Source organism: Jannaschia formosa, from assembly GCF_003340555.1.
Taxonomy (GTDB): domain Bacteria; phylum Pseudomonadota; class Alphaproteobacteria; order Rhodobacterales; family Rhodobacteraceae; genus Jannaschia; species Jannaschia formosa.
In genome coordinates this window covers 235,739-257,709 of the sequence record NZ_QPLJ01000002.1, presented here as the reverse complement: position 1 = coordinate 257,709, position 21,971 = coordinate 235,739, and the positions used below count along the sequence as shown (strand labels likewise).

23 protein-coding genes are annotated in these 21,971 nt (G+C 70.0%); 13 read left to right on the top strand and 10 right to left on the bottom strand.

All coding sequences use genetic code 11. The features are described from left to right. Positions 1 to 26: 26 nt before the first annotated feature. Positions 27 to 1,427 (top strand): cache domain-containing protein, encoded by a 1,401-nt coding sequence (locus DR046_RS04195; RefSeq protein WP_115380275.1) that lies wholly within the window; start codon positions 27 to 29, stop codon positions 1,425 to 1,427. A gap of 140 nt (positions 1,428 to 1,567) precedes the next feature. Then, the gene (locus tag DR046_RS04190) at positions 1,568 to 2,215 is read left to right on the top strand and encodes a response regulator (RefSeq protein ID WP_115380273.1); all 648 of its coding nucleotides are present in this window, start codon (positions 1,568 to 1,570) and stop codon (positions 2,213 to 2,215) included. A gap of 118 nt (positions 2,216 to 2,333) precedes the next feature. On the opposite strand, the gene DR046_RS04185 is transcribed toward DR046_RS04190, so the two are convergent. Then, on the bottom strand, positions 2,334 to 2,921 hold the full coding sequence (locus tag DR046_RS04185; protein ID WP_115380271.1) for a lytic transglycosylase domain-containing protein: 588 nt from the start codon (positions 2,919 to 2,921) through the stop codon (positions 2,334 to 2,336). 226 nt (positions 2,922 to 3,147) lie between these two features. Here DR046_RS04185 and ssb point away from each other — a divergent pair, with 226 nt between their 5' ends. The 4 genes from ssb to trpE are packed head-to-tail and all read left to right on the top strand — an operon-like array spanning position 3,148 to position 8,292. Next, complete coding sequence (gene ssb / locus DR046_RS04180) at positions 3,148 to 3,639, top strand: single-stranded DNA-binding protein (RefSeq protein ID WP_115380269.1); 492 nt, start codon at positions 3,148 to 3,150, stop codon at positions 3,637 to 3,639. Positions 3,640 to 3,647: 8 nt separating this feature from the next. Beyond that, entirely contained in the window at positions 3,648 to 4,847 is a 1,200-nt protein-coding gene (locus DR046_RS04175) for an aminotransferase (RefSeq protein ID WP_115380267.1), read from the top strand. Positions 4,848 to 4,907: 60 nt separating this feature from the next. Then, the gene (locus DR046_RS04170) at positions 4,908 to 6,785 is read left to right on the top strand and encodes a peptidylprolyl isomerase (RefSeq protein ID WP_115380265.1); all 1,878 of its coding nucleotides are present in this window, start codon (positions 4,908 to 4,910) and stop codon (positions 6,783 to 6,785) included. Between the two features lie 4 nt (positions 6,786 to 6,789). Then, a complete protein-coding gene (gene trpE / locus DR046_RS04165) occupies positions 6,790 to 8,292 on the top strand; it encodes an anthranilate synthase component I (RefSeq protein ID WP_115380263.1) in 1,503 nt (500 codons plus the stop codon). A gap of 87 nt (positions 8,293 to 8,379) precedes the next feature. Here the strand turns inward: trpE and DR046_RS04160 are convergent, their stop codons facing one another. The 4 genes from DR046_RS04160 to DR046_RS04145 are packed head-to-tail and all read right to left on the bottom strand — an operon-like array spanning position 8,380 to position 11,436. Then, entirely contained in the window at positions 8,380 to 8,844 is a 465-nt protein-coding gene (locus DR046_RS04160) for a YaiI/YqxD family protein (RefSeq protein ID WP_115380261.1), read from the bottom strand. After that, complete coding sequence (locus DR046_RS04155) at positions 8,841 to 9,839, bottom strand: hypothetical protein (RefSeq protein WP_115380259.1); 999 nt, start codon at positions 9,837 to 9,839, stop codon at positions 8,841 to 8,843. The genes DR046_RS04160 and DR046_RS04155 overlap by 4 nt, the downstream gene beginning before the upstream one ends. After that, a complete protein-coding gene (locus DR046_RS04150; RefSeq protein ID WP_115380257.1) occupies positions 9,836 to 10,549 on the bottom strand; it encodes an HpcH/HpaI aldolase family protein in 714 nt (237 codons plus the stop codon). The genes DR046_RS04155 and DR046_RS04150 overlap by 4 nt, the downstream gene beginning before the upstream one ends. Beyond that, positions 10,546 to 11,436 (bottom strand): LysR family transcriptional regulator, encoded by an 891-nt coding sequence (locus DR046_RS04145; protein WP_115380255.1) that lies wholly within the window; start codon positions 11,434 to 11,436, stop codon positions 10,546 to 10,548. The genes DR046_RS04150 and DR046_RS04145 overlap by 4 nt, the downstream gene beginning before the upstream one ends. Before the next feature lie 327 nt (positions 11,437 to 11,763). On the opposite strand from DR046_RS04145, the gene DR046_RS04140 reads away from it, so the two are divergent. Together DR046_RS04140 and DR046_RS04135 are read left to right on the top strand one after the other, a co-directional pair. Beyond that, positions 11,764 to 13,536: an acetolactate synthase 3 large subunit gene (locus tag DR046_RS04140; protein ID WP_115380253.1), complete on the top strand. Its 1,773-nt coding sequence runs from the start codon at positions 11,764 to 11,766 to the stop codon at positions 13,534 to 13,536. Positions 13,537 to 13,576: 40 nt separating this feature from the next. Further along, positions 13,577 to 14,449: a class I SAM-dependent methyltransferase gene (locus DR046_RS04135; RefSeq protein ID WP_115380251.1), complete on the top strand. Its 873-nt coding sequence runs from the start codon at positions 13,577 to 13,579 to the stop codon at positions 14,447 to 14,449. Positions 14,450 to 14,460: 11 nt separating this feature from the next. On the opposite strand, the gene DR046_RS23495 is transcribed toward DR046_RS04135, so the two are convergent. Together DR046_RS23495 and DR046_RS04125 are read right to left on the bottom strand one after the other, a co-directional pair. After that, the gene (locus tag DR046_RS23495) at positions 14,461 to 14,772 is read right to left on the bottom strand and encodes a hypothetical protein (protein WP_167766871.1); all 312 of its coding nucleotides are present in this window, start codon (positions 14,770 to 14,772) and stop codon (positions 14,461 to 14,463) included. Positions 14,773 to 14,893: 121 nt separating this feature from the next. Continuing rightward, positions 14,894 to 15,331: an EF-hand domain-containing protein gene (locus DR046_RS04125; protein ID WP_115380247.1), complete on the bottom strand. Its 438-nt coding sequence runs from the start codon at positions 15,329 to 15,331 to the stop codon at positions 14,894 to 14,896. A gap of 158 nt (positions 15,332 to 15,489) precedes the next feature. Between DR046_RS04125 and ilvN the strand changes: the two genes are divergently transcribed. Then, positions 15,490 to 16,056 carry an acetolactate synthase small subunit gene (gene ilvN, locus DR046_RS04120; protein WP_115380397.1) on the top strand — a complete coding sequence of 189 codons (567 nt, stop codon included), beginning with the start codon at positions 15,490 to 15,492 and terminating at the stop codon, positions 16,054 to 16,056. 9 nt (positions 16,057 to 16,065) lie between these two features. On the opposite strand, the gene DR046_RS04115 is transcribed toward ilvN, so the two are convergent. Both DR046_RS04115 and coaD read right to left on the bottom strand, forming a co-directional pair. Then, entirely contained in the window at positions 16,066 to 16,428 is a 363-nt protein-coding gene (locus tag DR046_RS04115; RefSeq protein WP_115380245.1) for a hypothetical protein, read from the bottom strand. Between the two features lie 346 nt (positions 16,429 to 16,774). Continuing rightward, positions 16,775 to 17,272 carry a pantetheine-phosphate adenylyltransferase gene (coaD, locus tag DR046_RS04110; protein ID WP_115380243.1) on the bottom strand — a complete coding sequence of 166 codons (498 nt, stop codon included), beginning with the start codon at positions 17,270 to 17,272 and terminating at the stop codon, positions 16,775 to 16,777. Positions 17,273 to 17,478: 206 nt separating this feature from the next. On the opposite strand from coaD, the gene ppk2 reads away from it, so the two are divergent. The 4 genes from ppk2 (at position 17,479) to DR046_RS04090 (ending at position 20,386) form a co-directional block, all read left to right on the top strand. Then, the gene (gene ppk2 / locus DR046_RS04105; protein WP_115380241.1) at positions 17,479 to 18,351 is read left to right on the top strand and encodes a polyphosphate kinase 2; all 873 of its coding nucleotides are present in this window, start codon (positions 17,479 to 17,481) and stop codon (positions 18,349 to 18,351) included. Further along, positions 18,344 to 18,961 carry a TetR/AcrR family transcriptional regulator gene (locus DR046_RS04100; RefSeq protein WP_115380239.1) on the top strand — a complete coding sequence of 206 codons (618 nt, stop codon included), beginning with the start codon at positions 18,344 to 18,346 and terminating at the stop codon, positions 18,959 to 18,961. The genes ppk2 and DR046_RS04100 overlap by 8 nt, the downstream gene beginning before the upstream one ends. 204 nt (positions 18,962 to 19,165) lie before the next feature. After that, positions 19,166 to 19,483, top strand: coding sequence for a hypothetical protein (locus DR046_RS04095; protein ID WP_115380237.1), 318 nt, complete (start codon positions 19,166 to 19,168; stop codon positions 19,481 to 19,483). Positions 19,484 to 19,582: 99 nt separating this feature from the next. Then, positions 19,583 to 20,386 (top strand): EAL domain-containing protein, encoded by an 804-nt coding sequence (locus tag DR046_RS04090; RefSeq protein ID WP_115380235.1) that lies wholly within the window; start codon positions 19,583 to 19,585, stop codon positions 20,384 to 20,386. Between the two features lie 25 nt (positions 20,387 to 20,411). Here DR046_RS04090 and DR046_RS04085 read toward each other — a convergent pair whose 3' ends face one another. Beyond that, positions 20,412 to 21,776, bottom strand: a complete 1,365-nt coding sequence (locus DR046_RS04085; RefSeq protein ID WP_115380233.1) for a M20/M25/M40 family metallo-hydrolase — start codon at positions 21,774 to 21,776, stop codon at positions 20,412 to 20,414. Positions 21,777 to 21,971: the final 195 nt, after the last annotated feature.

Below are 21,971 nucleotides of genomic sequence, written 5' to 3'. Positions count from 1 at the left end.
GCCGGGATCGACTTCTATCCCGGGCCATGCCCCTGCCCCGCCTCCCCTACGGCCAACGCCTGCTGCTGCTTGCCGCCCTGCCGCTGATCGTCGCCGTCGGCGCCATCGCGGTGCTGGTGACGCTGCAGTCGGAACGCGCCGCGCAGCGCGAGATCGCCGCGCTGGAGGCGGCGATGATCGAGGCCAAGCGGCGCGAGCTGCGCAACTACCTGCAACTGGCCCGCACCTCCTTCATCACCATCTACGGCAATGCGGCGCCGGACGACGAGGCCGCCAAGCGGCAGGTCACGCAGATCCTGTCCGCGATGATATACGGTTCGGACGGCTACTTCTTCGTCTTCGACTATGACGGCACGAACCTCGTAGCGCCGCGCCAGACCTGGCTGATCGAACGCGACTGGTCGGGGCTCACGGATGCCGAAGGCACGCCGATCACCGACCGCCTGATCGAGATCGCGCGCCAGGGATCGGGGTATCACAGCTATGTCTGGCGCAAGCCGTCGACGGGGACGGAATCGACCATCCTGACCTACGTGATCGGGCTGCAGGACTGGCAGTGGGCCATCGGCACCGGCGTCTTCCTCGATGACGTGCTGGCGCAGGCCGCCTCGACCCGCGCCGAGGTGCGCGCCCAGGTGCGGGAGCAGTTCCTCTGGATCGGTGGGATCGCCCTGGCGGCGCTGCTGACGGTCTTCGCCTCGGGCTTCCTCATCACCGTGCGGGAGCGGCGGCTCGCCGACGTCAAGCTGAAGGAGCTGACACAGCGCGTGCTCGATACCCAGGAGGAGGAGCGGGGCCGGGTCGCCCGCGAGCTGCATGACGGGATCAGCCAGGTCCTCGCCGGCATCCGCTTCCGGCTGGAGCTGGCGCGCCGCCTGACCGCCAAGGGCGACCCGAAGGCCGGCGGCGCGGTGGACGCCGCCATCGACGGGCTGCACAGCGCCATCGGCGAGGTCCGCCGCATCAGCCACGATCTGCGGCCCGGCGTGCTGGACGATCTCGGCCTCGGCCCGGCACTCAAGACGCTTTGCGAGACCTTCGAGGCCCGCACCGGGCTCGATGTCACGTTCCGCACCGTGGTCTTCCGCAACCGGCTCGACATCGAGGCGAAGACCGCGCTCTTCCGTATCGCGCAGGAGGCGCTGACCAATATCGAGCGGCACGCCGAAGCCAGCCGCGTCTCGGTTCGCGTCCTCAGCCACCGGCGGGGCGCGACGCTCCGGATCGAGGACGACGGGCGCGGGCTGGGCCGCAGGCGCCAGGGGCTGGGGTTGCGCAACATGGCGGAGCGGATCGAGCAGCTCGACGGGACGCTGACCCTCTCCGACGGCCCGGACGGGCGCGGCACCGTGGTCGAGGCGACGGTGCCGCTGACGCACCTGCTGGCCCCGGCCAGCGACGACGCCCCGGTCCAGGCGGCGGAGTAGGCGAGCGAGAGCAGATCGGATGAAGGTCGCCTCGCAAGCAACTGACTTCCTGAATTTTCCTTCACAGACACCCGCATGGCAAGCCCGGGCTCGCCTCGCGCAGCCTTGCCCGCCCTGCGCCGCTCGCGTATCGCGGCGCCATGCAGGCCAAAGCCCCGATCCGCGTCCTCGTCGTCGACGACCACGCCATGGTCGCCGACGGTTTGCGCGCCCTGCTCGAGACCTATGACGACCTGGAGGTCGTCGGCGCCTATCAGGACGGGCAGTCCGCGCTCGACCATTGCGCGATCGCGGCGCCGGACGTCGTCCTTCTGGACCTCAACATGCCCCGCATGAACGGGCTCGCCGCGACCGAGATCCTGCGGGACCGGCATCCCGGGATCGCCGTGCTGATCCTGTCGATGCACGATACGCGGGAATACGTCGCGACGGCCATGCGTCACGGCGCGGCGGGCTATTGCCTGAAGGACCAGCCCGGCGACGAGATCCGCCGCGCCATCGACATCGTGGCGGGCGGGGGCCGCTACCTCTGCCCCGGCGCGGAGGAAGCGCTGGAGCCGGGCCCCGAGGGGAGCGAGCCGCTGACCTCGCGCGAGCAGACGATCCTTCTGCTGCTGGCGCGCGGGCGGTCCAACAAGGAGGTCGCGCACGAGCTCGACATCTCGGTGCGGACGGTCGAGACCCATCGCAAGAACCTCAAGCGCAAGTTCGGCATCTCCTCGACCGCCGGGCTGACCCGCTATGCCATGGAGCACGGGGTGCTTCAGGGGACCGGCTTCGGGCGCTGAGGTCGTCGTGCACGGAGGTGCGTCGTAACTCGGGTGCGGCTGGGCGATGCGCAACTCCGGCTGTCATTCCGCCGAGGGAGACCTGTCTGATGGAAGACCGGCACCCGGCAGGACGTCCTCACCCCTGTCCCAGGATCACCCGGACATAGTCGCGCGTCTCGCGGTAGGGCGGCACGCCGCCATGCCGCTCCACCGCGCCGGGTCCGGCGTTGTAGGCGGCGAGCGCCAGGCGCCAGCTCCCGAACTTGCGATACTGCTGCGCGAGATAGCGTGCCCCGCCTTCGAGGTTCTGGCGCGGGTCGAGCGGGTTGACGCCGAGCAGCTGCGCCGTTCCCGGCATCAGCTGTGCCAGCCCCAGCGCGCCCTTGTGCGAGCGGGCGTTCGGGTTCCAGCCCGATTCCCGCCGAATCAGCCGCAGGAACAGGTCCTCGGGCACGCCGTGCCGCTGCGCCGCCGCCCGGGCCTCGGGCAGGTATTGCGAGCGGATCGAGCCGGTGTAGCGTGGGATCGCCTCGCGCGCCGACAGCTCGCGGATCCCCGGCGTCTCGGGAGCGAGGCGCGCGGAATGGGCGTATTGCTTGGACAGGCGCCGGTCCATCAGCGCCGTCTGCTGCGCGAATTGCGAAAGCCGGCTCTGACCCGCCGATTGCGCCAGGACGGGTCCGTTCGCCGAGGCCAGACACATTGCGAGAAGTCCAAGGGCCATCGCCCCTTTCCGATGCCGCATGCCGTCCCCCCGTCCTGTCCCGATCCGTTTCGCGGCCCGTTCCGACGGGCCGTCTCAAACCGAGCCGCAGATTAACGCCGGCCTCGCGATTTTCCAAGCCTGCGCTGCGACCGGCCTTTCGCCCCGGCGGGCGGTCTTGTAGTGGCTAACGGAATATCAACCTTCGCCGGGCCAGACGTCCGGGCGACGGAGACGGGAGCGACGCATGGCCGGAAGTGTGAACAAGGTGATCCTGATCGGGAATCTGGGCCGCGACCCCGAGGTCCGCAGCTTCTCGAACGGCGGCAAGGTCTGCAACCTGCGCATCGCCACCTCCGAATCCTGGCGCGACAAGAACTCCGGCGAGCGGCGCGAGAGGACGGAGTGGCACACCGTCGCGATCTTCAGCGAGCCGCTGGTCCGCGTCGCTGAGCAGTATCTCAAGAAGGGCTCGAAGGTTTATATCGAGGGACAGCTCGAGACGCGGAAGTGGCAGGACCAGTCGGGCCAGGACCGCTATTCGACCGAGGTCGTGCTGCGGCCCTACCGGTCGGAGCTGACGATGCTGGACGCGCGCGGCGAAGGCGGCGGTGGCCCCAACTACGGCGGCGGCAGCCCCGATGACGACCGTGGCGGCTCCTCCGGGGGCTATGGCGGCGGCAACCAGAGCGGCGGCTATGGCGGCAGCTCGGACATGGACGACGAGATCCCGTTCTGAGCCCCCGGATGCGCGGCCCGCTGAACCCGGCCTTCGCGGCCACCTTCCCGCCCCCGGTCATGGAGGCGCGCCGCTGGATCGAGGGCGCGACCTTCCCGTCCGACCGCCCGCTTCTGAATCTCAGCCAGGCGGCCCCGGCGGACCCTCCGCCCGAGCCGCTGCGGCAGGCGATGGCCGAGATCGTGCTGGGCGATCCCGCCGCTCATCTCTATGGCCCCGTGCTGGGCCTGCCCGCGCTGCGCGCCCGCGTGGCGCAGGACTGGTCGGCGGCCTATGGCGGCACCGTCCGCCCCGACCAGGTCGCCATCACATCGGGCTGCAACCAGGCCTTCACGGCGGCGCTGGCGACGCTCGCCGGCGCGGGCGACAACGTCATCCTGCCCCTGCCCTTCTATTTCAACCACAAGATGTGGCTCGACATGGAGGGGATTGCCGCGCGCTACCTCGAGACCGGCGACGACCTGCTGCCCGACCCGGAGGCCTGCGCCGCGCTGATCGACGACCGAACCCGCGCCATCGTGCTGGTCACGCCGAACAACCCCGGCGGCGTCGAGTATCCGGCCGCGCTGGTCGCCGCCTTCCGCGACCTGGCCCGCGCCCGGGGCCTCGCCCTGATCGTCGACGAGACCTATCGCGACTTCGATGCGCGCGAAGGGGCGCCCCACGACCTGTTCGCGGATCCCGACTGGGACGAGGTGCTGATCCAGCTCTATTCCTTTTCGAAGGCCTACCGGCTGACCGGGCACCGCGTCGGTGCCATCTGCAGCTCGCCCGCACGTTTGGCGGAGGTCGAGAAATGGCTCGACACGGTGGCGATCTGTCCGAACGGGCTGGGCCAGCGCGCAGCACTCTGGGGGATGGAGAACCTGGGCGACTGGCTCGCAGGCGAACGGCAGGAGATTTTGGCGCGCCGGGCGGCAATGGATGCCGGGTTCGCGAAGCTCGCCGACTGGCGTGCGCTGGGCTGCGGCGCCTATTTCGCCTATGTCGCCCACCCGTTCGACATGCCCTCGGACGCCGTGGCACGGGCGCTGGTCGACCGCGTCTCGCTCCTGCTGCTGCCCGGCACGATGTTCGGACCGTCGCGGGCCGAGGGCGGGTCGGGACGGGCAGAGGCGACGCTGCGTATCGCCTATGCCAACGCCGATCGGGACGGGATCGCCGTGCTGTTCGACCGTCTCGCCGACGTGACCGCGCGCGGCCTCTGACCCGCTTGTAGCCGCAGGCCGGGCCGCATAGGAACGGCCCTGCACGAGCAGGAGGGCCCGATGGCGGACGAAGAGAGACGGCCGAAGAAGAAGGGCAACATCGTCGTCTGGACGATCCTGGGCCTTCTGATCCTGGCGCTGGGCGGGTTCGGCGTGGGCCAGTTCGGCGGCACGCTCTCCACCGTCGCACAGGTCGGCGAGCGCGAGGTCACGGTGCAGGATTACGCCAACGCCATCCGGGCCGAGCAGCGCCGCCTGCAGCAGCAGACCGGCCAGGCGCTGACGATCCAGCAGATGCAGCAGTTCGGCCTCGACCAGCAGGTGATGGAGCGTCTGCTGTCGCTCGCCGCGCTGGAGGAGGAGGCGCGCAGCCTCGGCGTCTCCGTCGGCGATGCCGAGGTGGCGCAGCGGATCCGCTCCAACCCCGCCTTCGGCGGCATATCGGGCGAGTTCGACCGCGAGGGCTACACCTTCGCGTTGCGCCAGATCGGCCTGAGCGAGCGCCGCTTCGAGCAGCGGGTCCGCGCCGAGGCGGCGGCCGAGCTGCTGCAGGCGGCCGTCATCGGCGGGCTCGCGGTGCCCGAGGCGCATACCGACGCGATCGTCGACTGGCTGGCCGAGACCCGCGACGTGACTTTCGCCGAGGTCGGGCGCGGCACGCTCGACGGCATCTCGCGCGCACCCACCGAGGAAGCACTGGCCGCCTTCTTCACGGAGAACGCCGCCGCCTTCGAGATCCCCGAGACCCGCAGCCTGACCTACGTCTGGGTCACGCCGACCCTGATCCTGGACGAGGTCGAGGTCCCGGAGGCGGCCATCGTCGCGCGCTACGAGGAGCTGGGCGAGGAGTTCCGCCAGCCCGAGCGCGTGCTGGCCGAGCGGCTGATCTTCCGCGACCGAGCCGCCGCCGACGCGGCTGTCGCCGCGATCGAGTCGGGCGAGACCGATTTCGACGCCCTGGTCGAGGAGCGGGGGCTGACCCTGGTCGACGTCGACATGGGCGATGTCGCGCGCGACGATCTGGACGCGCAGGTGGCCGACGCGCTCTTCGGGCTGGAGGAGCCGGGGCTGGCCGGGCCGGTCGAGACTTCGCTCGGCCCCGCGCTGTTCCGCGTGAACGCGATCCTCGACGCGACCGAGGTGCCGCTGGACGAGGTGCGCGACGACATCCGCGCCAACCTCGCCCGCGATGCCGCGCGCCGTCAGATCGACGCCGCGCGGGAGGAGATCGACGACCTTCTGGCCGGCGGCGCCACGCTGGAGGAACTGGCACAGGAGACCGACATGGAGCTCGGCACCGTCGCGCTGCGCCCCGGCGCCTCGGGCGGGATCGTGGATTACGAAGCCTTTCGCGAGGCGGCCCTGGCCGCCGAGGAAGGCGACTTCCCGGAACTTCTGGACCTGTCCGACGGCGGGCTCTTCGCGCTGCGCCTCGACGCGGTCGAGCCGCCGCGTACGCCCGAGCTGGACGAGGTCCGCGTGCGGGTCGAGCAGGCCTGGCGCGACGACGACGACGCCCGCCGCCTGGCCGAGGCCGCCGAGGCGCTGGCCGCCCGCATCGAGGCGGGCGCGAGCTTCGAGGAGGTCGGGCTTGCACCCGAGACGCTGGACGGCATCGCTCGAGACGGCGTGGTCGAAGGCCTGCCCCGAGCGCTGCTGACCGACGTCTTCGAAGCCGAGCAGGGCGACGTGATCGCCCGGCGCGGCAACCCGCGGACCGCCTATGTGCTGCGCGTCGACGCGGTGAACACGCCCGACCCGGCCGACGCCCGGACCGCCGAACTGATCGCCGCGGTCGAGCAGCAGATCCGCGCGCAGATGGCGAACGACCTCTACGGCGCCTTCGCCGAGGCGGTGCGCGCCGATATCGGCTTCACCGTCGACCAGCAGGCGGTGCAGGCGGTGCAGTCGCAACTCTTCGGCGCCGGGGGCCAGTGACGCCATGATCGAGCCAGGCTTCGCTTCGTTCGAGGCCGCGCATGCGCGAGGCGCCAATCAGGTGCTGTGGACGCGCCTGCCCGCCGATCTCGACACGCCGGTCTCGCTGATAATGAAGCTGGCCGAGGCACAGCCCTTCTCCTTCGTGCTGGAATCGGTCACCGGCGGCGAGGTGCGGGGGCGTTATTCCATCGTCGGGATGCGCCCCGACCTGATCTGGGAATGCCGGGGCGAGACCAGCCGCGTGAACCGCGCCGCGCGCTACGACCCCGAGGCCTGGGAGGATGCGGGCAAGCCGCTGGAGGCCATCCGCGCCCTTCTGGAAGAGAGCCGCATCGATCTGCCCGAGGGGCTGCCCGCAGCCTCCGCCGGACTGTTCGGCTATCTCGGCTACGACATGATCCGGCTGGTGGAACATCTGCCGGACGTGAACCCCGACCCGCTCGGCGTGCCCGATGCGATGCTGATGCGGCCCTCGGTCGTGGCTGTCCTCGACGGGGTGAAGGGCGAGGTGATCCTCGTGGCGCCCGTCTGGGGCGGCGCCGACCGCTCGGCCCGCGCCGCCTATGCCCAGGCGGCGGAGCGGCTGCAGGACGCGCTTTCGGCGCTGTCGCGCGGGGTGACCGAGACGCGGCGCATGGCCGACCCCTTCGCGCTGGCCGAGCCGGTGTCGAACTTCACCAAGGACGCCTATCTGGCCGCGGTCGAGAAGGCACGTGAGTACATCGCCGCCGGCGACATCTTCCAGGTGGTGCCCTCGCAGCGCTGGACCTACGACTTTCCGCTGCCGCCCTTCTCGCTCTACCGCGCGCTGCGGCGCACGAACCCCTCGCCCTTCATGTTCCATTTCGACATGGGCGGCTTTCAGATCGTCGGCGCCTCGCCCGAGATCCTGGTGCGGGTCTTCGGCGACGAGGTCACGATCAGGCCCATCGCCGGGACCCGGCCGCGCGGCGCCACGCCCGAGGCCGACCGCGCCTTCGAGGCGGAGCTGATGGCCGACGAGAAGGAGCTGGCGGAGCACCTGATGCTGCTCGATCTCGGCCGCAACGACGTGGGCCGGGTCGCCAGGACCGGCACCGTGCACCCGACCGAGAAGTTCATCGTCGAGCGCTATTCCCATGTCATGCATATCGTGTCGAACGTCGTCGGCACGCTCTCTCCGGAGCATGACGCGCTGTCGGCGCTTCTTGCGGGCCTGCCGGCGGGGACGGTCTCGGGCGCGCCCAAGGTGCGCGCGATGGAGATCATCGACGAGCTGGAGCCCGAAAAGCGCGGCATCTACGGCGGCGGCGTCGGCTATTTCAGCGCGGGCGGTGACATGGACATGTGCATCGCCTTGCGGACGGGCGTGGTGAAGGACGGCAAGCTCTACGTCCAGGCGGGCGGCGGCGTCGTCCATGACAGCGATCCCGACGCCGAATGGCAGGAGACGGTCAACAAGTCCCGGGCCCTGCGGATGGCGGCCGAGGAAGCCGGGCGCTTCGTGCCCGGCGGCAATCGGTAGAGGGGGGCTCCGCCCCCCGCCTTCGGCTCCCCCCGAAGTATTTTCGGCCACAGGAAGGCCGGAACAGTTTTATTTGAATTCTGGAGGTCAGGCACCTGCCTTGGCGATCCTGCTGAGGATGCGGTCCAGCCCGTTCCGGAAGGCTGCGCGGTCGGCGGGGCCGAAGGGGGGCGGGCCGCTCGACTGGCCGCCCTGCTGGCCCATCATGCCGGGGCGCAGCTCGGCCATCAGGTCGCGGGTGGCGACCGTGTCGCCGATGGTGGCGGAGGTGTATTCCCGTCCTCTCGGGTCGAGCGCGGCCGCGCCGAGCTTGACCACCCGCTCGGCCAGCAGGATATCCGCGGTGATCGTTACCGTGCCGGGCCGGGCCACCTTCGCGATGGCATCGTCGGCGGCGTCGAACGCGTCGCCCGCGACGAACATCCTGAAGAGCGGATGTTCCGGCAGGCGCAGATAGGTCGCGGCGACGAAGATCGCGGGTACGTTGCGGCGCAGCGCGATCTCCTGGATCTCGCGCTTAACGGGGCAGGCATCTGCGTCCACGAGGATCATGCGAAATGACCTCCGTCGAAGGGGACGGTGCGGGGGCCGGCCTCGGTCCCAAGGATCAGGTCGGGCCCGAGCTCGACGGTGGTAATCTCCAGCGGCTCGGGCAGGCGCAGGATGGCGTGGGGGATCACGTGGCGGCCGGGGGGCAGCGCGGTCGGCAGGCCCTCGGCGGCGACGCGGCTTCGGCCGGAGAGCGCGGCGACGGTGCCCTCCGCCCCGGCGCAGGTGGCGTGCTCGATCCCGAGGACGTTGCGGAAGCGGCCGTTCCAGGGTGGGGCGGTCCGGGCGCCGTTGGACAGCCAGAGCATGGTCAGCGGAAGCTGCTCGGCGCGGCGGAGGATCAGGATCGTGTCGCCCTCGGCATGGCGGCTAAGCGCGGTCCAGCCGACGCCTGTGGCGGGTCCGGTCAGCGCGACGAACTCCTCGTGGGGGTCCGCCGGCAGGTCGCGGAGGTCGCGCGGGCCGTCGGGCGTGGGGAGCACCCAGCCCTCGGCGCGCTGGTCCGGGGCGAAGACCGGCGCGTCGGCCTGCCAGGTCAGCGAGGCGCGAGGCGTCGGCGCGGAGAGGCGTCCCCCGCGGGCGGCGTGGATCATCGGGTGATGGGCGAAGCTGCAGGGCGCCTCGAGCTCCAGCACATGGGTCTGGTAGAGCGCCGGATGGCCGTCGCGCAGGGCGATCCGGGCCTCGATGCGCCCGCGCGGGAGCGCGCGGCGTGCGTTCAGCGCAGAGGGCGCGGCACGGGTCACGGTCCAGGGCGCGTTGGCCGTCAACCCGTGGGGCGGGCCATGATCGGCGTCGTCGGCGCCGAAGGGCGCGCAGGTGAAAGTGCCGCCGAGGCGGCGGTTCACCACGGGGATCGACGCGTCCGCCTGGATGGCGGGGTCGTCCCGCCAGGGCGCGGCGTGCAGGACGGGGGCGCCGCCGATTTCAAGCTCCGGCAGGTGACCCGAAGACGGCTCCCACGCGGCACGGATGCCGCGGGCGGCCAGCCGGATCATCGCAGCGCGGCCAGCCCGGCCGTCAGCACCATCGCATCCGACCCGAGGCAGACGGCGCGCGCGCCCGCCTTCACCCACCGCTCCGGGTCGGCTGCGAAGATGCCGGGCGGCGTGCCGGTGGCGGCGATGCGGGCGATGGCGTCCTCCAGTGCGGCCAGGACCTCGGGCGCGCCGGGGCGCTGTCCCATGTCCCAGGCGAGATCGGCGGGGCCAAGGAAGACGCAGTCGATCCCGGGCACGGCGCAGATGGCCTCGAGATTGCCGAGGGCGGCCCGGCTCTCAGCTTGGACCCAGATCGAGACCTCCGCATTGGCTCGGTCGACATAGCCCGGGTCGGCGCCCCAGGCGCCCGCCCGCGCCACCATGGCGCCGACGCCGCGCCGCCCCTCGGGCGGGTAGCGGGCGGCGGCGACGGCGGACTCGGCCTCGGCCGCCGTGTCGACCATTGGGACGAGTAGCGTCCGCGCGCCGAGGTCGAGTGCCTGCTTGACGATCCAGTCCTCCAGCGCGGGGATGCGGATCACGGCCTCGGGCGCGGCGATCAGCTTGGCGCGGATGGCGGCGGGGTCCCAGGGCCCGTGCTCCCCGTCGATCACGATCCAGTCGAACCCGGCGCGGGCGGCGATCTCGGCGGCATCCATCCCCGGCAGGTTCTGCCAGAGCCCGCGGGTCACGTCGCCCCGGGCGAGCCTCTGCTTCAGCGTTGTCATGGCGCGGAGGTGCCAGTCCCCTGCCCCGGTGGCAAGCCCCCGGAAAGCAGCAGCGGCAGCGCCGGATGCGGAAAGCGGCGGGCGGCGGTGACGGCGTAGAAGGGCGCGCCGATGGCGAGGTCGAAGGCCGCCGTGGCGATGCGGCCCGAGGCGATCTCGTCGGCCATGACGACGGCGGGCGCGATGGCGAGGCCCAGCCCCTCGCGCGCGAGCAGCCGGATCATCGCCATGTCGTCCACGTCGGCCGCGACCCGGGGCCGGACCGAGAGCCGGTCGAACAGCGCTTCGACCTGGCTGCGGATCGCGGCGTCGGTGGGCAGGATCAGCGGCTCGGCGGCGAGCAGGTCGCGCAGGGTCTCGTGCGCCAGCCGGGCGGGCGTGCCGTGCAGCCCGACGGCCTGATCGTCGACCCGGGTGGCCGAGAGGTCGCCGTCCTCGGGCAGCGCGGTGGTCAGCACGACATCGAGCGACAGCGCGCGCAAGCCGTCCAGCAGGGTCGCCGTGCTGCCGGAGGTCAACGCGATCTCCCACCGCGCGGCCTCCAGCACCGGGCGCAGGAAGCCGAGCTGGAAGTTGCGCGACAGCGTGGACTGGGAGCCGACGCGCAGCGGGGCCGCGTCGCCCTCGCCCGCGAAGGTGGCGAGCAGTTCGTCCCCGGTCGCGAAGATGCGTGCCGCGTGGTCGAGCGCGATGCGCCCCGCCTCGGTCAGGTGCAGCCCCCGCGCCTCGCGGGTGAAGAGCGGCCGGCCCAGCCGCTCCTCCAGTTGGCGGATCTGGGTCGATAGCGCCGATTGCGAGACGTTCAGCCGCTCGGCCGCGCGGCCCAGATGGCCCTCGGTGGCGACCTCGTGGAAATAGCGCAGGTGGTGGTAGTTCAGGCGATTCATCGTTCTGTCATAGCGAACGAACACCGGGGATCCATGTCCTTTTCGTGGATCTCGTCGCGCTTCCAGCCCCGGCAGGCGCAACTATCGGCAAGAAATCCACCTCATGGGGCAATTTTCTCCGCCGTCGCAGGTTGACCCCGTCCCCTCCATCGGTATGGATGACGCGCAGTTGAAGGACCAGGCATGAAGACGCGTCTCGTAATTCTCGGAACAGGGTGCATGGGCTGATCGGATCAGCGACCATATCGGTCACCATGCGCCCCCGGAGCCCAGCCTCCGGGGGTTTTTCGTGGAAGACGGGGCGTCCCCGGGCGAAGGAACGGAACGATGAACAAGCAGACTGGCACGCGGCAGTTGACTGGCGCGCAGATGGTCGTGAAGGCGCTGAAGGACCAGGGAGTCGACACGATCTTCGGCTATCCCGGCGGCGCCGTGCTGCCGATCTATGACGAGATCTTCCAGCAGAACGACATCCGCCACTTCCTCGTCCGCCACGAGCAGGCCGCGGTCCACGCCGCCGAAGGTTATGCCCGCTCGACCGGCAAGCCGGGCGTGGCACTGGTGACCTCCGGCCCCGGCGCGACCAACGCCGTCACCGGCCTGACCGACGCGCTGATGGATTCGATCCCGATCGTCGTGCTGACGGGACAGGTGCCGACCTTCATGATCGGCTCCGACGCCTTCCAGGAGGCCGACACCGTCGGCATCACCCGGCCCTGCACCAAGCACAACTGGCTGGTGAAGGACACCGACGACCTGCCCAAGGTCATGCACGAGGCGTTCCACGTCGCGACCTCCGGCCGGCCCGGGCCGGTGCTCATCGACATCCCGAAGGACATCCAGTTCGCCAGCGGCAACTACACCGGCCCGAAGCAGGTGAAGACGTCGCATTACCAGCCTCGGCTCAAGGGCGACATGGAGGCCATCGAGCAGCTGGTCGAGCTGATCGAGACCGCCGAGCGCCCGGTCTTCTACACCGGCGGGGGCGTCATCAATTCCGGCCCGGCGGCGAGCCAGTTGCTGCGCGAGCTGGTGGACGCGACCGGCATCCCGATCACCTCCACGCTGATGGGGCTGGGCGCCTATCCCGCCTCGGGCAAACACTGGCTGGGGATGCTGGGGATGCACGGCCTCTACGAGGCCAACATGGCGATGCATGGCTGCGACCTGATGATCAATGTCGGCGCGCGCTTCGACGACCGGATCACCGGACGGCTCGACGCCTTCTCGCCCAAGTCGATCAAGGTCCATATCGACATCGACCCGTCGAGCATCAACAAGGTCGTCAAGGCCGACGTCCCGATTTTGGGCGACGTGGCCCATGTCCTGGAGGACGCGCTGCGTCTCTGGAAGGCGCGGGGCCGCAAGGTGAACGCGCGCGCGCTTCAGAAATGGACCGCGCAGATCGAGCAGTGGCGCACCGTCGACTGCCTGGCCTACACCCAGGAAGGCAAGGTCATCCGCCCGCAATATGCCGTGGAGCGGCTGGAGGCGCTGACCAGAGACCACCCCAACCGCTACATCTGCACCGAAGTGGGCCAGCACCAGATGTGGGCCGCGCAGTACATGGGCTTCGAGGCGCCCAACCGCTGGATGACTTCAGGCGGCCTGGGCACGATGGGCTATGGCCAGCCCGCGGCCATGGGCGTGCAGGTCGCGCATCCGGACGCGCTGGTCATCAACGTCGCGGGCGAGGCGTCCTGGCTGATGAACATGCAGGAGATGGGCACGATGGTGCAGTATCGCCTGCCCGTGAAGCAGTTCATCCTCAACAACGAGCGGCTCGGCATGGTCCGCCAGTGGCAGGAGCTTCTTCACGGAGAGCGCTATTCCTCGAGCTGGTCCGAGGCCCTGCCCGATTTTGTCAAGCTGGCCGAGGCCTTCGGCGCGAAGGGCATCCTGTGCTCCGACCCCGACGATCTGGACGACGCGATCATGGAGATGCTGAACCATGACGGCCCGGTGATCTTCGACTGCCTTGTCGCGAAGCACGAGAACTGCTTCCCGATGATCCCGTCGGGCAAGGCGCATAACGAGATGCTGCTGGCCAACGCCGAGACGCAGGGGCAGATCACGGCGACGGGGGCGGTGCTCGTGTGAGGAGCAGCCTCGCACCGCATCGAGCACGGAAGGCGTCCTGATGGCGGCGATCGACCGTCTCCTGACATGGAAGGCCGGACGGCGCTGGTCGTCCGCGCCCCGGACCCGAAACTGGTGGACGATCCCGGCGCTGAACGACGAGATCGAGCGCCGGATCGCCAATGGAGCGGGGCGCGGCGTGCCGGATCTGCTGCGCGCCGCCCTGGGAGGGAAGACCGCCGCACGCGGAGTGTCCGTTGCCGCGGGGGACGGCGCGAAGGAGCGGCGCCTCATGGCCGCAGGACTGGTCCGGCACTTCACGCTCTACGAAGTCGCCGGAACCCGGGCCGAGGCCGCGCGCGAGGCGGCCCGGCGGGACGGGATGGCGGACAGGGTCGAGATGATCCTGGGCGACGCCTTCGCCGCGCCCGCCGAGCCGCGCTTCGATCTGGTGACCTGGGATCACGCGCTGCATCACATGATGGACGTGGACGACGCCTTGCGCTGGAGCATTGAGGTGCTGCGCCCCGGCGGCCTGCTTCTGGTCAACGACTACATAGGGCCGAAGCGACTGCAATTTCCCTTCAGCCAGGTCAGGGCGGCGCGGGCTTTCCTGAGGGTTCACGCTGCGGTCCTGGGCGACGTCGCTTTACAGGTCCGGCGCCGGACTCCGGTCAGCCATCTGCGGCAGATACTGCGCGACCCCTCCGAGGCGCCGCAGAGCGAGTTGATCCCCGAAGCGTGGAAGCGGCGTACGGTTTTGCCGATCCGCAGGATCGGGGGGCAACTCATCCATCTCTGCGCTCCGCCCATCGCAGGTGCCGTGGGCGAGACGCATCCGATCTACGACGATCTCATCGCGGCGGATGCGGCGCTGGCGGATACGCCGGACGGAAGCCATTTCGCCGTGGGCCTGTGGCGCAAGCCCGGCTAGCGGCGGTCCGTTCACTCGTCGACGCTGATGATCTTCGGCTCGACCTCCGTGGCGTCGACGCGGCTCGCCTCCAGCCCGTCCTCGCCCGGCAGCACCTCTTCGGGGATGGCGATGCCGTCATCGGCGGTCAGCAGCAGGAAGGCGTCGTACTCGCCGCCGCTGATGACGCCGTCGTTATTGGCATCGATATCCTCGAAGGACGGGCCTTCGAGGCCGAACTCGTCGGGCTCCAGCAATCCGTCGCCGTCGAGATCGGACCAGTGGTCGTTCGCATGGGCTGCGGTCGCCGTGAGCAGGATCGCGGCAAGAGCGATGCGGGTCATGGGGTGTCTCCATTCGTTTGCAGGTATCGGAAAAACCGGCGCCGTCCGGGCTTTGTTCCGCACACGCGAAGCGGGCGGCCCCCGGGGGACCGCCCGCCGCGTCGCGAAGGATCCGTCTGGATCAGGCGTCGGTTTCCATGTCGCCGAAGACGCCGCCCTCGCCCATGTCGGCATCCATCATGCCGCGCTCGGCCTCGTCGATGTCGCCCGAGCCGTCGGCGTCGTACTGGTTGAACCAGGCAGTGTTGTACTCTTCCTCGTCGAGGAAGCCGTCCGCATCGCTGTCGTAGTCCGAGAAGGAGCCGAACTCGCGCTCGCCCATCATCTCGTCGAAGCCCTCGCGGTCGGTGAAGGCCGCGTCGAACTCCTCCTCGTTCAGCATGCCGTCGGCATCCGAATCGTAGGTGCCGAAGGTGTCGCTCTCGGTGAAGCCCGCGTTGAACTCGTCGCTGCCGATCAGGCCATCGGCATTGGTGTCGTAGCTCATCGGCGCCATCTGGGCGGCGGCGGGCAGCGCCAGCGCCAGCAGGGCGGCGGCGGTCAGGGTGATCGTCTTCATGGTGCAGGTCCTCGATGTCTCGATCGGGTGCTGGTCGCGTCCTTGCGACCTTGGCAGAGGGGGAACACCGGCGCTTGGGGGCGGTTCCCGCCGGGCGATTGCGTCTTCCGTCCATAGGCAGAATCGCGCACAAGTGCCCGACCCGAAGGAGGATGCCCGTGTCACCGATCAAGCTGAAGAAGGGCTCGACAAGCCATTCCGCCTACAACCTCCGCCCGACCTTCTCGGACGTGCAGGAGAGGCATACGCTGGCGGTGATCGTCGACAACGAGGCCGGCGTGCTGGCCCGGGTCATCGGGCTGTTCTCGGGCCGGGGGTACAATATCGAGAGCCTGACCGTCGCCGAGGTCGACCACGAGGGCCACCGCAGCCGCATCACGGTCGTCACCACCGGCACGCCGCAGGTGATCGAGCAGATCAAGGCCCAGATCGGCCGCATCGTCCCCGTTCACGCGGTCCGCGACCTGACCGTCGAGGGCAAGGCCGTCGAGCGGGAGCTGGCGCTGTTCAAGGTTCACGGCACCGGCGACAAGCGCATCGAGGCGCTGCGCCTGGCCGAGATCTTCCGCGCCAACGTGGTCGACTCGACGCTCGACAGCTTCGTCTTCGAGATCACCGGCGATGTCGGCAAGATCGACGCCTTCGCCGACCTGATGCGCCCCATCGGCCTGGTCGAGATGGCCCGCACCGGCGTCGCGGCGCTCAGCCGCGGCTCGCAGAGCTGACGGAGGGGGTCAGCCGGCCTCGAAGATCCCGTTGGAGATCTCGCGGAACATCCGCCACGCATCGCCGTCGTCGAACCCGCCCAGCTCGCCGATCTGCGCCGTCACATCCCCCGAGGCGAGGTCGGCCAGACCACAGGCCGCCCAAGGGTCCTCGGCATCCGGCGCCGCCGCATGCTCGGCGTCGCTGACCTGCAGGAAGCTCGCCACCTTGCCGGACGCGTCGAAGCTGCGGACGCGTTCGTGCCAGTCGAAGCTGTCGCCCAGGTCCAGCGTCCGCTGCGTCGCAAGCGCGCTGTCCTCGTACGTCCGGACCCATTCCAGCCCGTCGTCGCGTCGCTCGATCTCGATCTCGATCCCGCCATCGGGATTCACGATGCGATAGATTGAGCTTTGGCCCTCGTGCTGCCCGAGTACTGCAGTCCTTGCGGAGGGTGCGATTAGCGACCCAAGCGTACCTCACCCCGTGATCTGCACGTTCATGTCGTCCCACGCGTAGCAGATGTCGGTGCAGCCGTCCGGATGGAAGGCCGCTCAGTGGACACGCAAGCGCAGGAGGAAGGGCGTCCTCTCGCACAGCGTCGTTCATCCCTCCCTCCAATAGGGTCGCACGGCCGGAGGTGTAGGAGGCGATGAGACGGGCGATTTCGCACCCGCCGACGAGCAGCACTGAGCGGATGCGGGATCGCCAGCGCGTCCGGCGAGCCTTCGTCGCCGATCCTCAGGGACGGGGAAACTTGCCGTTCAGTGCGGCGTTCACCGCCGGGGTCACGAAGCTCGACACGTTGCCGCCCAAGCGGGCGATTTCCTTGACCAGCTTCGAGGCGATGGCCTGATGCTCCGCCTCGGCCATCAGGAAGACCGTCTCGATCCGGTCGTCGAGCACCCGGTTCATGCCGACCATCTGGTACTCGTACTCGAAATCCGCGACCGCGCGCAGGCCGCGCACGATGACCTGCGCGTCCACGTCGCGGGCGCAGTCGATCAGCAGATTCTCGAACGGGTGGACGACGATCTCGGTGCCGGTCTTGCCGGTCCAGCCTGCCGCCTCGGCCTCGACCATGGCGACCCGTTCCTCGAGGGTGAACAAGGGGCCCTTGTCGCGGTTGATCGCCACCCCGATCACGAGGCGGTCGACCAGCCGGCAGGCCCGCTTGATGATGTCGGTATGGCCCAGAGTGATCGGATCGAAGGTCCCGGGATAGAGGCCAGTCCGCATGAATCATTCCCCCTTGCGGTCGCGCCCTTGCGTCGCACGGGGGGGCGCGGGGTTCAAGCGCGGCCCTTGCAGCGCCGGTTGGGGCCCTGGCGGTTCGGCGCGGCGCCGTCTGTGACCCCGTGAGCCGGGAAGCCGAGGCCCGCCGCGCCAGGGCTGGTCCCCCGTCCGGCGCGCCGCCATATAGGGCCAAGCCCGAGGAGACCCCCATGCAGAAGCCCTTCGACGCCGCCATCACCCGCTTTCACGACGAAGAGGCCCCGCAGGAAATCCGCGACGCGCTGGCGGCGGGCGGAAGGAAGGACGTGCTGACCGACGACTATCCCTACGAGCGATGGCTCGACCGCGACGTCTACGAGGAGCGGCTCCACGCCCTCCAGATCGAGCTGGTGAAGATGCAGGCCTGGACGCGCGAGACCGGCGCCCGCATCCTCACCGTCTTCGAGGGGCGCGACGCGGCCGGGAAAGGCGGCACGATCCGGCGGCTGACCGACAACCTGTCGCCCCGCTCGGCCCGGATCGTGGCGCTGTCGAAGCCGACCGAGACCGAGGCCGGGCAGTGGTATTTCCAGCGCTATCTGGGCCATCTGCCCTCAGCCGGTGAGATGACGGTCTTCGACCGCTCCTGGTACAATCGCGCCGTGGTGGAAAAGGTCTTCGGCTTCTGCACCGACGCCCAGCGCGAGGCGTTCTTCGCCCAGCTGCCCGAGGTCGAGCACCTGCTGGTCGAGGACGGGATCATCCTCGTCAAGCTCTGGCTCAATGTCGGCCGGGCAGAGCAGCTGCGCCGCATGCTCGCGCGGGAAAGCGATCCGCTCAAGCACTGGAAGCTCAGCCGGATCGACGTCGAGGGCCTCTCGCGCTGGGACGCCTATACCGACGCCATCGGCGAGACCTTCGCGCGGTCCCATTTCGACTTCGCGCCATGGACGGTGGTCCGGTCCGACGACAAGCGGCGCGCACGGATCGACGCCATCTCGGCGATCCTGTCCCGCATTCCCTACGAGGGTCGCGACGAGGCCGTGACCCGGGTCGACCCGCAGACCGCCGGCGGCCCGGAGCTGTGGCTCGCCGGTGCCTAAGCGCGGCTACCACCACGGCAACCTGCGCCAGGCGCTGGTCGACGCGGCCCTCTCGCTGATCGAGGAGAAGGGCCCGACCGGTTTCACCCTGTCGGAGGCGGCCAAGCAGGCGGGCGTGACCCCCGCCGCCGTCTACCGCCATTTCGAGGGGCGCGAGGACCTCATCATCGAATGCGCCCTTCAGGGGCACGCGATCTTCGGCGACCTGATGGAATACGCCTTCGAGAGCGGCCAGCCCTCGGCGCTGCGCGCCTTCGAGGCAACGGGCCGCGCCTATCTCGCCTTTGCGCGCAAGCATCCGGGGCACTACATGGCGATGTTCGAGAGCGGCCTGTCGCGCCACGCCACGCCGGAACTGGCCCGCGCCGTCGCCCGGTCCCGCGGCGTGCTGGAGCGCGCGGCCGAAGACTTGTCGCGCCACATCCCGCCCGAACGCCGCCCCCCGGCAGCGATGGTCAGCGCCCATATCTGGGCGATGAGTCACGGCGTCGTCGAACTCTTCGCCCGCGGCAAGCCGGGGTCCAACACGCCCTTCCCGCCCGAGGATCTGCTGGAGGCGGGGATCGGCGTCTATCTCCGCGGACTGGGCCTGATCGAAGCCGAGGCGTGACGCGCCTCACTGCCGCGTGAGGCCGGTGCGAGGCGGGATAAGCCCTGTTTGTATGCGCACCTAAATCCCGTCTCCCTCACCTTCACGTGCGTTGAGGCCGCATCCGCGTTCTCCTATCTTCTGCCTGTCGGCGGGCGACCGCGCCCTGCCACGCTTCGGACTCCGCCTCTTCCGGCAGGTCCGGCAGTCAAAGGAACCGCACCCATGAGACCCTTCATCGCAGCCTCCCTCCTCGCCGTCGCCAGCCTGACCGGCGCCGCCTCCGCCAACCCGGTGCCTTACGGCGTTCTGGGCGCCATCGCCCATTTCAACCTCGACCGCGAGGGCGGCGAGCGCATCCGCGCCACCGGCCCCGACACCGTCTCGATCTCGAGCCGCGGCTACGGGTTCGACGGCATCTTCGCCCATTTCAACGCCGACGCCGACAGCCGGAACGACATCCGCGGCCAGAACGGCGCGACGCTCTATCCGGGCAGGCCCGCCATCGGCGCGTCCATCTTCGATCGGCTCGACGCCGAGTGACGCAGCCGGCCCCGGCGCGCCTGCCGCGCACCGGGGCCGTCAACCGCCCGTTAAGGTCCTTCGGCTATTCGCTTTCCTGCCCTGACAGGAGAACCGCCGATGGAAGACACCTCGCCTCAGGCGCCGGGCTGCGCCCGATGCCGCACCGGCAACAGGACCGACTTCACGCGCCCGATCACCATGGCGTTCCAGCCCATCGTCGACCTGTCCGAGGGCACCGTCTTCGCGCAGGAGGCGCTGGTCCGCGGGACGGACGGCGCCAGCGCGAAGGAGGTGCTGGACGCCATCGACGCGTCCAGCCTCTACGCCTTCGACCAGCAGTGCCGCGTGACCGCCATCGCGCTCGCCGCGCGGCTCGACCCCGCCATGACCGTCTCGATCAACTTCATGCCGAACGCGGTCTACAAGCCCGAGACCTGCATCGAGCGGACGCTCTGGGCCGCCGACCAGTTCGGCTTCCCCACCGACCGGATCATCTTCGAGCTGACCGAGCACGAGCAGGTGTCGAACCTCCCCAAGCTGCGCCGCATCGTCGAGGTCTATCGCGAACGCGGATTCCGCACCGCGATCGACGATTTCGGCGCGGGCTTCGCCGGTCTGGGCCTTTTGGCGGAGTTGCAGCCGGACCTCATCAAGCTCGACCGCCACCTGGTGACGGGCCTAGACCGGGACCTGACGCGGCGCGCCATCGTGGCAGGCATCTGCGGGACCTGCCGCGACCTCGGCATCACCGTCATCGGCGAAGGGGTCGAGCGGGCGGAGGAGTCGGATGCCCTGCTGGAGCTGGGGGTGACGCTGCAGCAAGGCTACCTCTTCGCGCGGCCCCTGTTCGAGGGGCAGGTCCGGGCCGAGGCGATCGAACGGCTGACGGCGAGGCGCCGGCCCTTGCGGAAGACGGCCTGATCCCAACGGCACGCCGCGCCCGGGATCAGGCGAGCTTTCCCAGGATGCGCGCCCAGCTGCGCGCGCCCTTGTGGAACGATTCGAGGTCGTACTTCTCGTTCGGCGAGTGGATGCGGTCGTCGTCGCGGGCGAAGCCGGTCAGCATCGAGTCCATGCCGAGGATGGTCTGGAAATGGCCGGCGATCGGGATCGAGCCGCCGCCGCCCACGAAGGCCGCTTCGATTCCCCATTCCTCGCCCAGGGCGGCGCGCGCCGCCTCGAAGGCCGGATGGTCGACCGCCATGGCCGAGGCCGGCGCGCCGCCATGCCCGGCGAACTCCGCCCGGCAATCGCCCGGCATCTGCGACAGAACCCAGTCGCGGAAGGCCACGCGCAGCCGCTCGGGATCCTGCCCGCCGACCAGCCGGAAGCTGACCTTGGCGCGCGCCCTGGACGGCAGCACCGTCTTGAACCCCGCGCCGGTATAGCCCCCCTCGATCCCGTTGATCTCGGCGGTGGGGCGCGACCAGAGCTGTTCCAGCGCGGAATAGCCTTCCTCTCCGGCAGGCACGGACAGGCCGACGGCGCCGAGGAACGCCTCCTCCTGGAATCCCAGCGCCTCCCAATCCGCCAGCACAGCGTCGGGCGGAGCGCCCACGCCGTCGTAGAAGCCGGGGATCGTCACCCGCCCCGTCCCGTCGTGCAGCCCGCCCAGGATGCGCGTCAGCACGCGGATCGGGTTCATCGCGGGCCCCCCGTACTGCCCGGAATGCAGGTCCATCTCGGGTCCGGTGACCGTGATCTCCTCCCCCAGCATCCCGCGCAGCTGGGTGACGATGGCCGGCAGCCGCCCGTCATGCAGGCCGGTGTCGCAGATCAGCGCGATTTCCGCGCGCAGCTCCGCGGCGTTCTCCTTCAGGAACGGCACCAGCGACGGCGAGCCGGACTCCTCCTCCCCTTCCAGCAGCACCGTGACGCGGCAGGGCAGCGATCCGGTCTCGTCGCGCCAGGCGCGGCAGGCTTCGAGGAAGGTCATCAACTGGCCCTTGTCGTCCGATGCGCCCCGCGCACGGATCGCCCCGCCCGCGATGACCGGCTCGAAGGGCGGCGTATCCCACAGCGCCAGCGGATCGACCGGCTGCACGTCGTAATGGCCGTAGAACAGGACGTGGCGCGGGCCGTCCCCGCCATGGGCGACCACCATCGGATGGCCCGGCGTGTCGCGGACCGAGGCGTCGAAGCCCAGCGACGCAAGCTCGGCCGCCAGCCACTCGGCGGCGGCGCGGCAATCGCCCGCATGAGCCGGATCCGTCGAGATCGAGGGGATGCGCAGAAGCGCGCTCAGGCGGTCGAGCGCGGCGGGCTGGCCCGCGTCGATGCGGTCCAGGATGGCGGCAATCGGCTGGGTCATGGCAAGCTCCGGCAAAGGGTCGGCTCTCTAGCTGTGTCCGGGGGGTGCCGCTGTCCAGAGGCGATCGCGCGGCCGGCTGACCTGCGCCGCGCCCGATGGGCGCATGTTGTTGGCGAATCCGGCGCGATGGCCTAGATGACGCGACAACTTGTGGTCTGGCGGGTTCCGTCCGGGACGCTTACCGCAGGCGCGATT

Coding starts and splice junctions, on each gene's coding strand:
- DR046_RS04085 (WP_115380233.1), bottom strand. CDS start 21,776: ATGACCCAGCCGATTGCCGCCATCCTGGACCGCATCGACGCGGGCCAG.
- DR046_RS04145 (WP_115380255.1), bottom strand. CDS start 11,436: ATGAATCGCCTGAACTACCACCACCTGCGCTATTTCCACGAGGTCGCC.
- DR046_RS04125 (WP_115380247.1), bottom strand. CDS start 15,331: ATGAAGACGATCACCCTGACCGCCGCCGCCCTGCTGGCGCTGGCGCTG.
- DR046_RS04170 (WP_115380265.1), top strand. CDS start 4,908: ATGGCGGACGAAGAGAGACGGCCGAAGAAGAAGGGCAACATCGTCGTC.
- DR046_RS04160 (WP_115380261.1), bottom strand. CDS start 8,844: ATGATCCTCGTGGACGCAGATGCCTGCCCCGTTAAGCGCGAGATCCAG.
- DR046_RS04135 (WP_115380251.1), top strand. CDS start 13,577: ATGGCGGCGATCGACCGTCTCCTGACATGGAAGGCCGGACGGCGCTGG.
- DR046_RS04175 (WP_115380267.1), top strand. CDS start 3,648: ATGCGCGGCCCGCTGAACCCGGCCTTCGCGGCCACCTTCCCGCCCCCG.
- DR046_RS04190 (WP_115380273.1), top strand. CDS start 1,568: ATGCAGGCCAAAGCCCCGATCCGCGTCCTCGTCGTCGACGACCACGCC.
- coaD (WP_115380243.1), bottom strand. CDS start 17,272: ATGCGGACTGGCCTCTATCCCGGGACCTTCGATCCGATCACTCTGGGC.
- DR046_RS23495 (WP_167766871.1), bottom strand. CDS start 14,772: ATGACCCGCATCGCTCTTGCCGCGATCCTGCTCACGGCGACCGCAGCC.
- DR046_RS04185 (WP_115380271.1), bottom strand. CDS start 2,921: ATGGCCCTTGGACTTCTCGCAATGTGTCTGGCCTCGGCGAACGGACCC.
- ssb (WP_115380269.1), top strand. CDS start 3,148: ATGGCCGGAAGTGTGAACAAGGTGATCCTGATCGGGAATCTGGGCCGC.
- DR046_RS04090 (WP_115380235.1), top strand. CDS start 19,583: ATGGAAGACACCTCGCCTCAGGCGCCGGGCTGCGCCCGATGCCGCACC.
- DR046_RS04150 (WP_115380257.1), bottom strand. CDS start 10,549: ATGACAACGCTGAAGCAGAGGCTCGCCCGGGGCGACGTGACCCGCGGG.
- DR046_RS04195 (WP_115380275.1), top strand. CDS start 27: ATGCCCCTGCCCCGCCTCCCCTACGGCCAACGCCTGCTGCTGCTTGCC.
- DR046_RS04140 (WP_115380253.1), top strand. CDS start 11,764: ATGAACAAGCAGACTGGCACGCGGCAGTTGACTGGCGCGCAGATGGTC.
- DR046_RS04155 (WP_115380259.1), bottom strand. CDS start 9,839: ATGATCCGGCTGGCCGCCCGCGGCATCCGTGCCGCGTGGGAGCCGTCT.
- trpE (WP_115380263.1), top strand. CDS start 6,790: ATGATCGAGCCAGGCTTCGCTTCGTTCGAGGCCGCGCATGCGCGAGGC.
- DR046_RS04095 (WP_115380237.1), top strand. CDS start 19,166: ATGAGACCCTTCATCGCAGCCTCCCTCCTCGCCGTCGCCAGCCTGACC.
- ppk2 (WP_115380241.1), top strand. CDS start 17,479: ATGCAGAAGCCCTTCGACGCCGCCATCACCCGCTTTCACGACGAAGAG.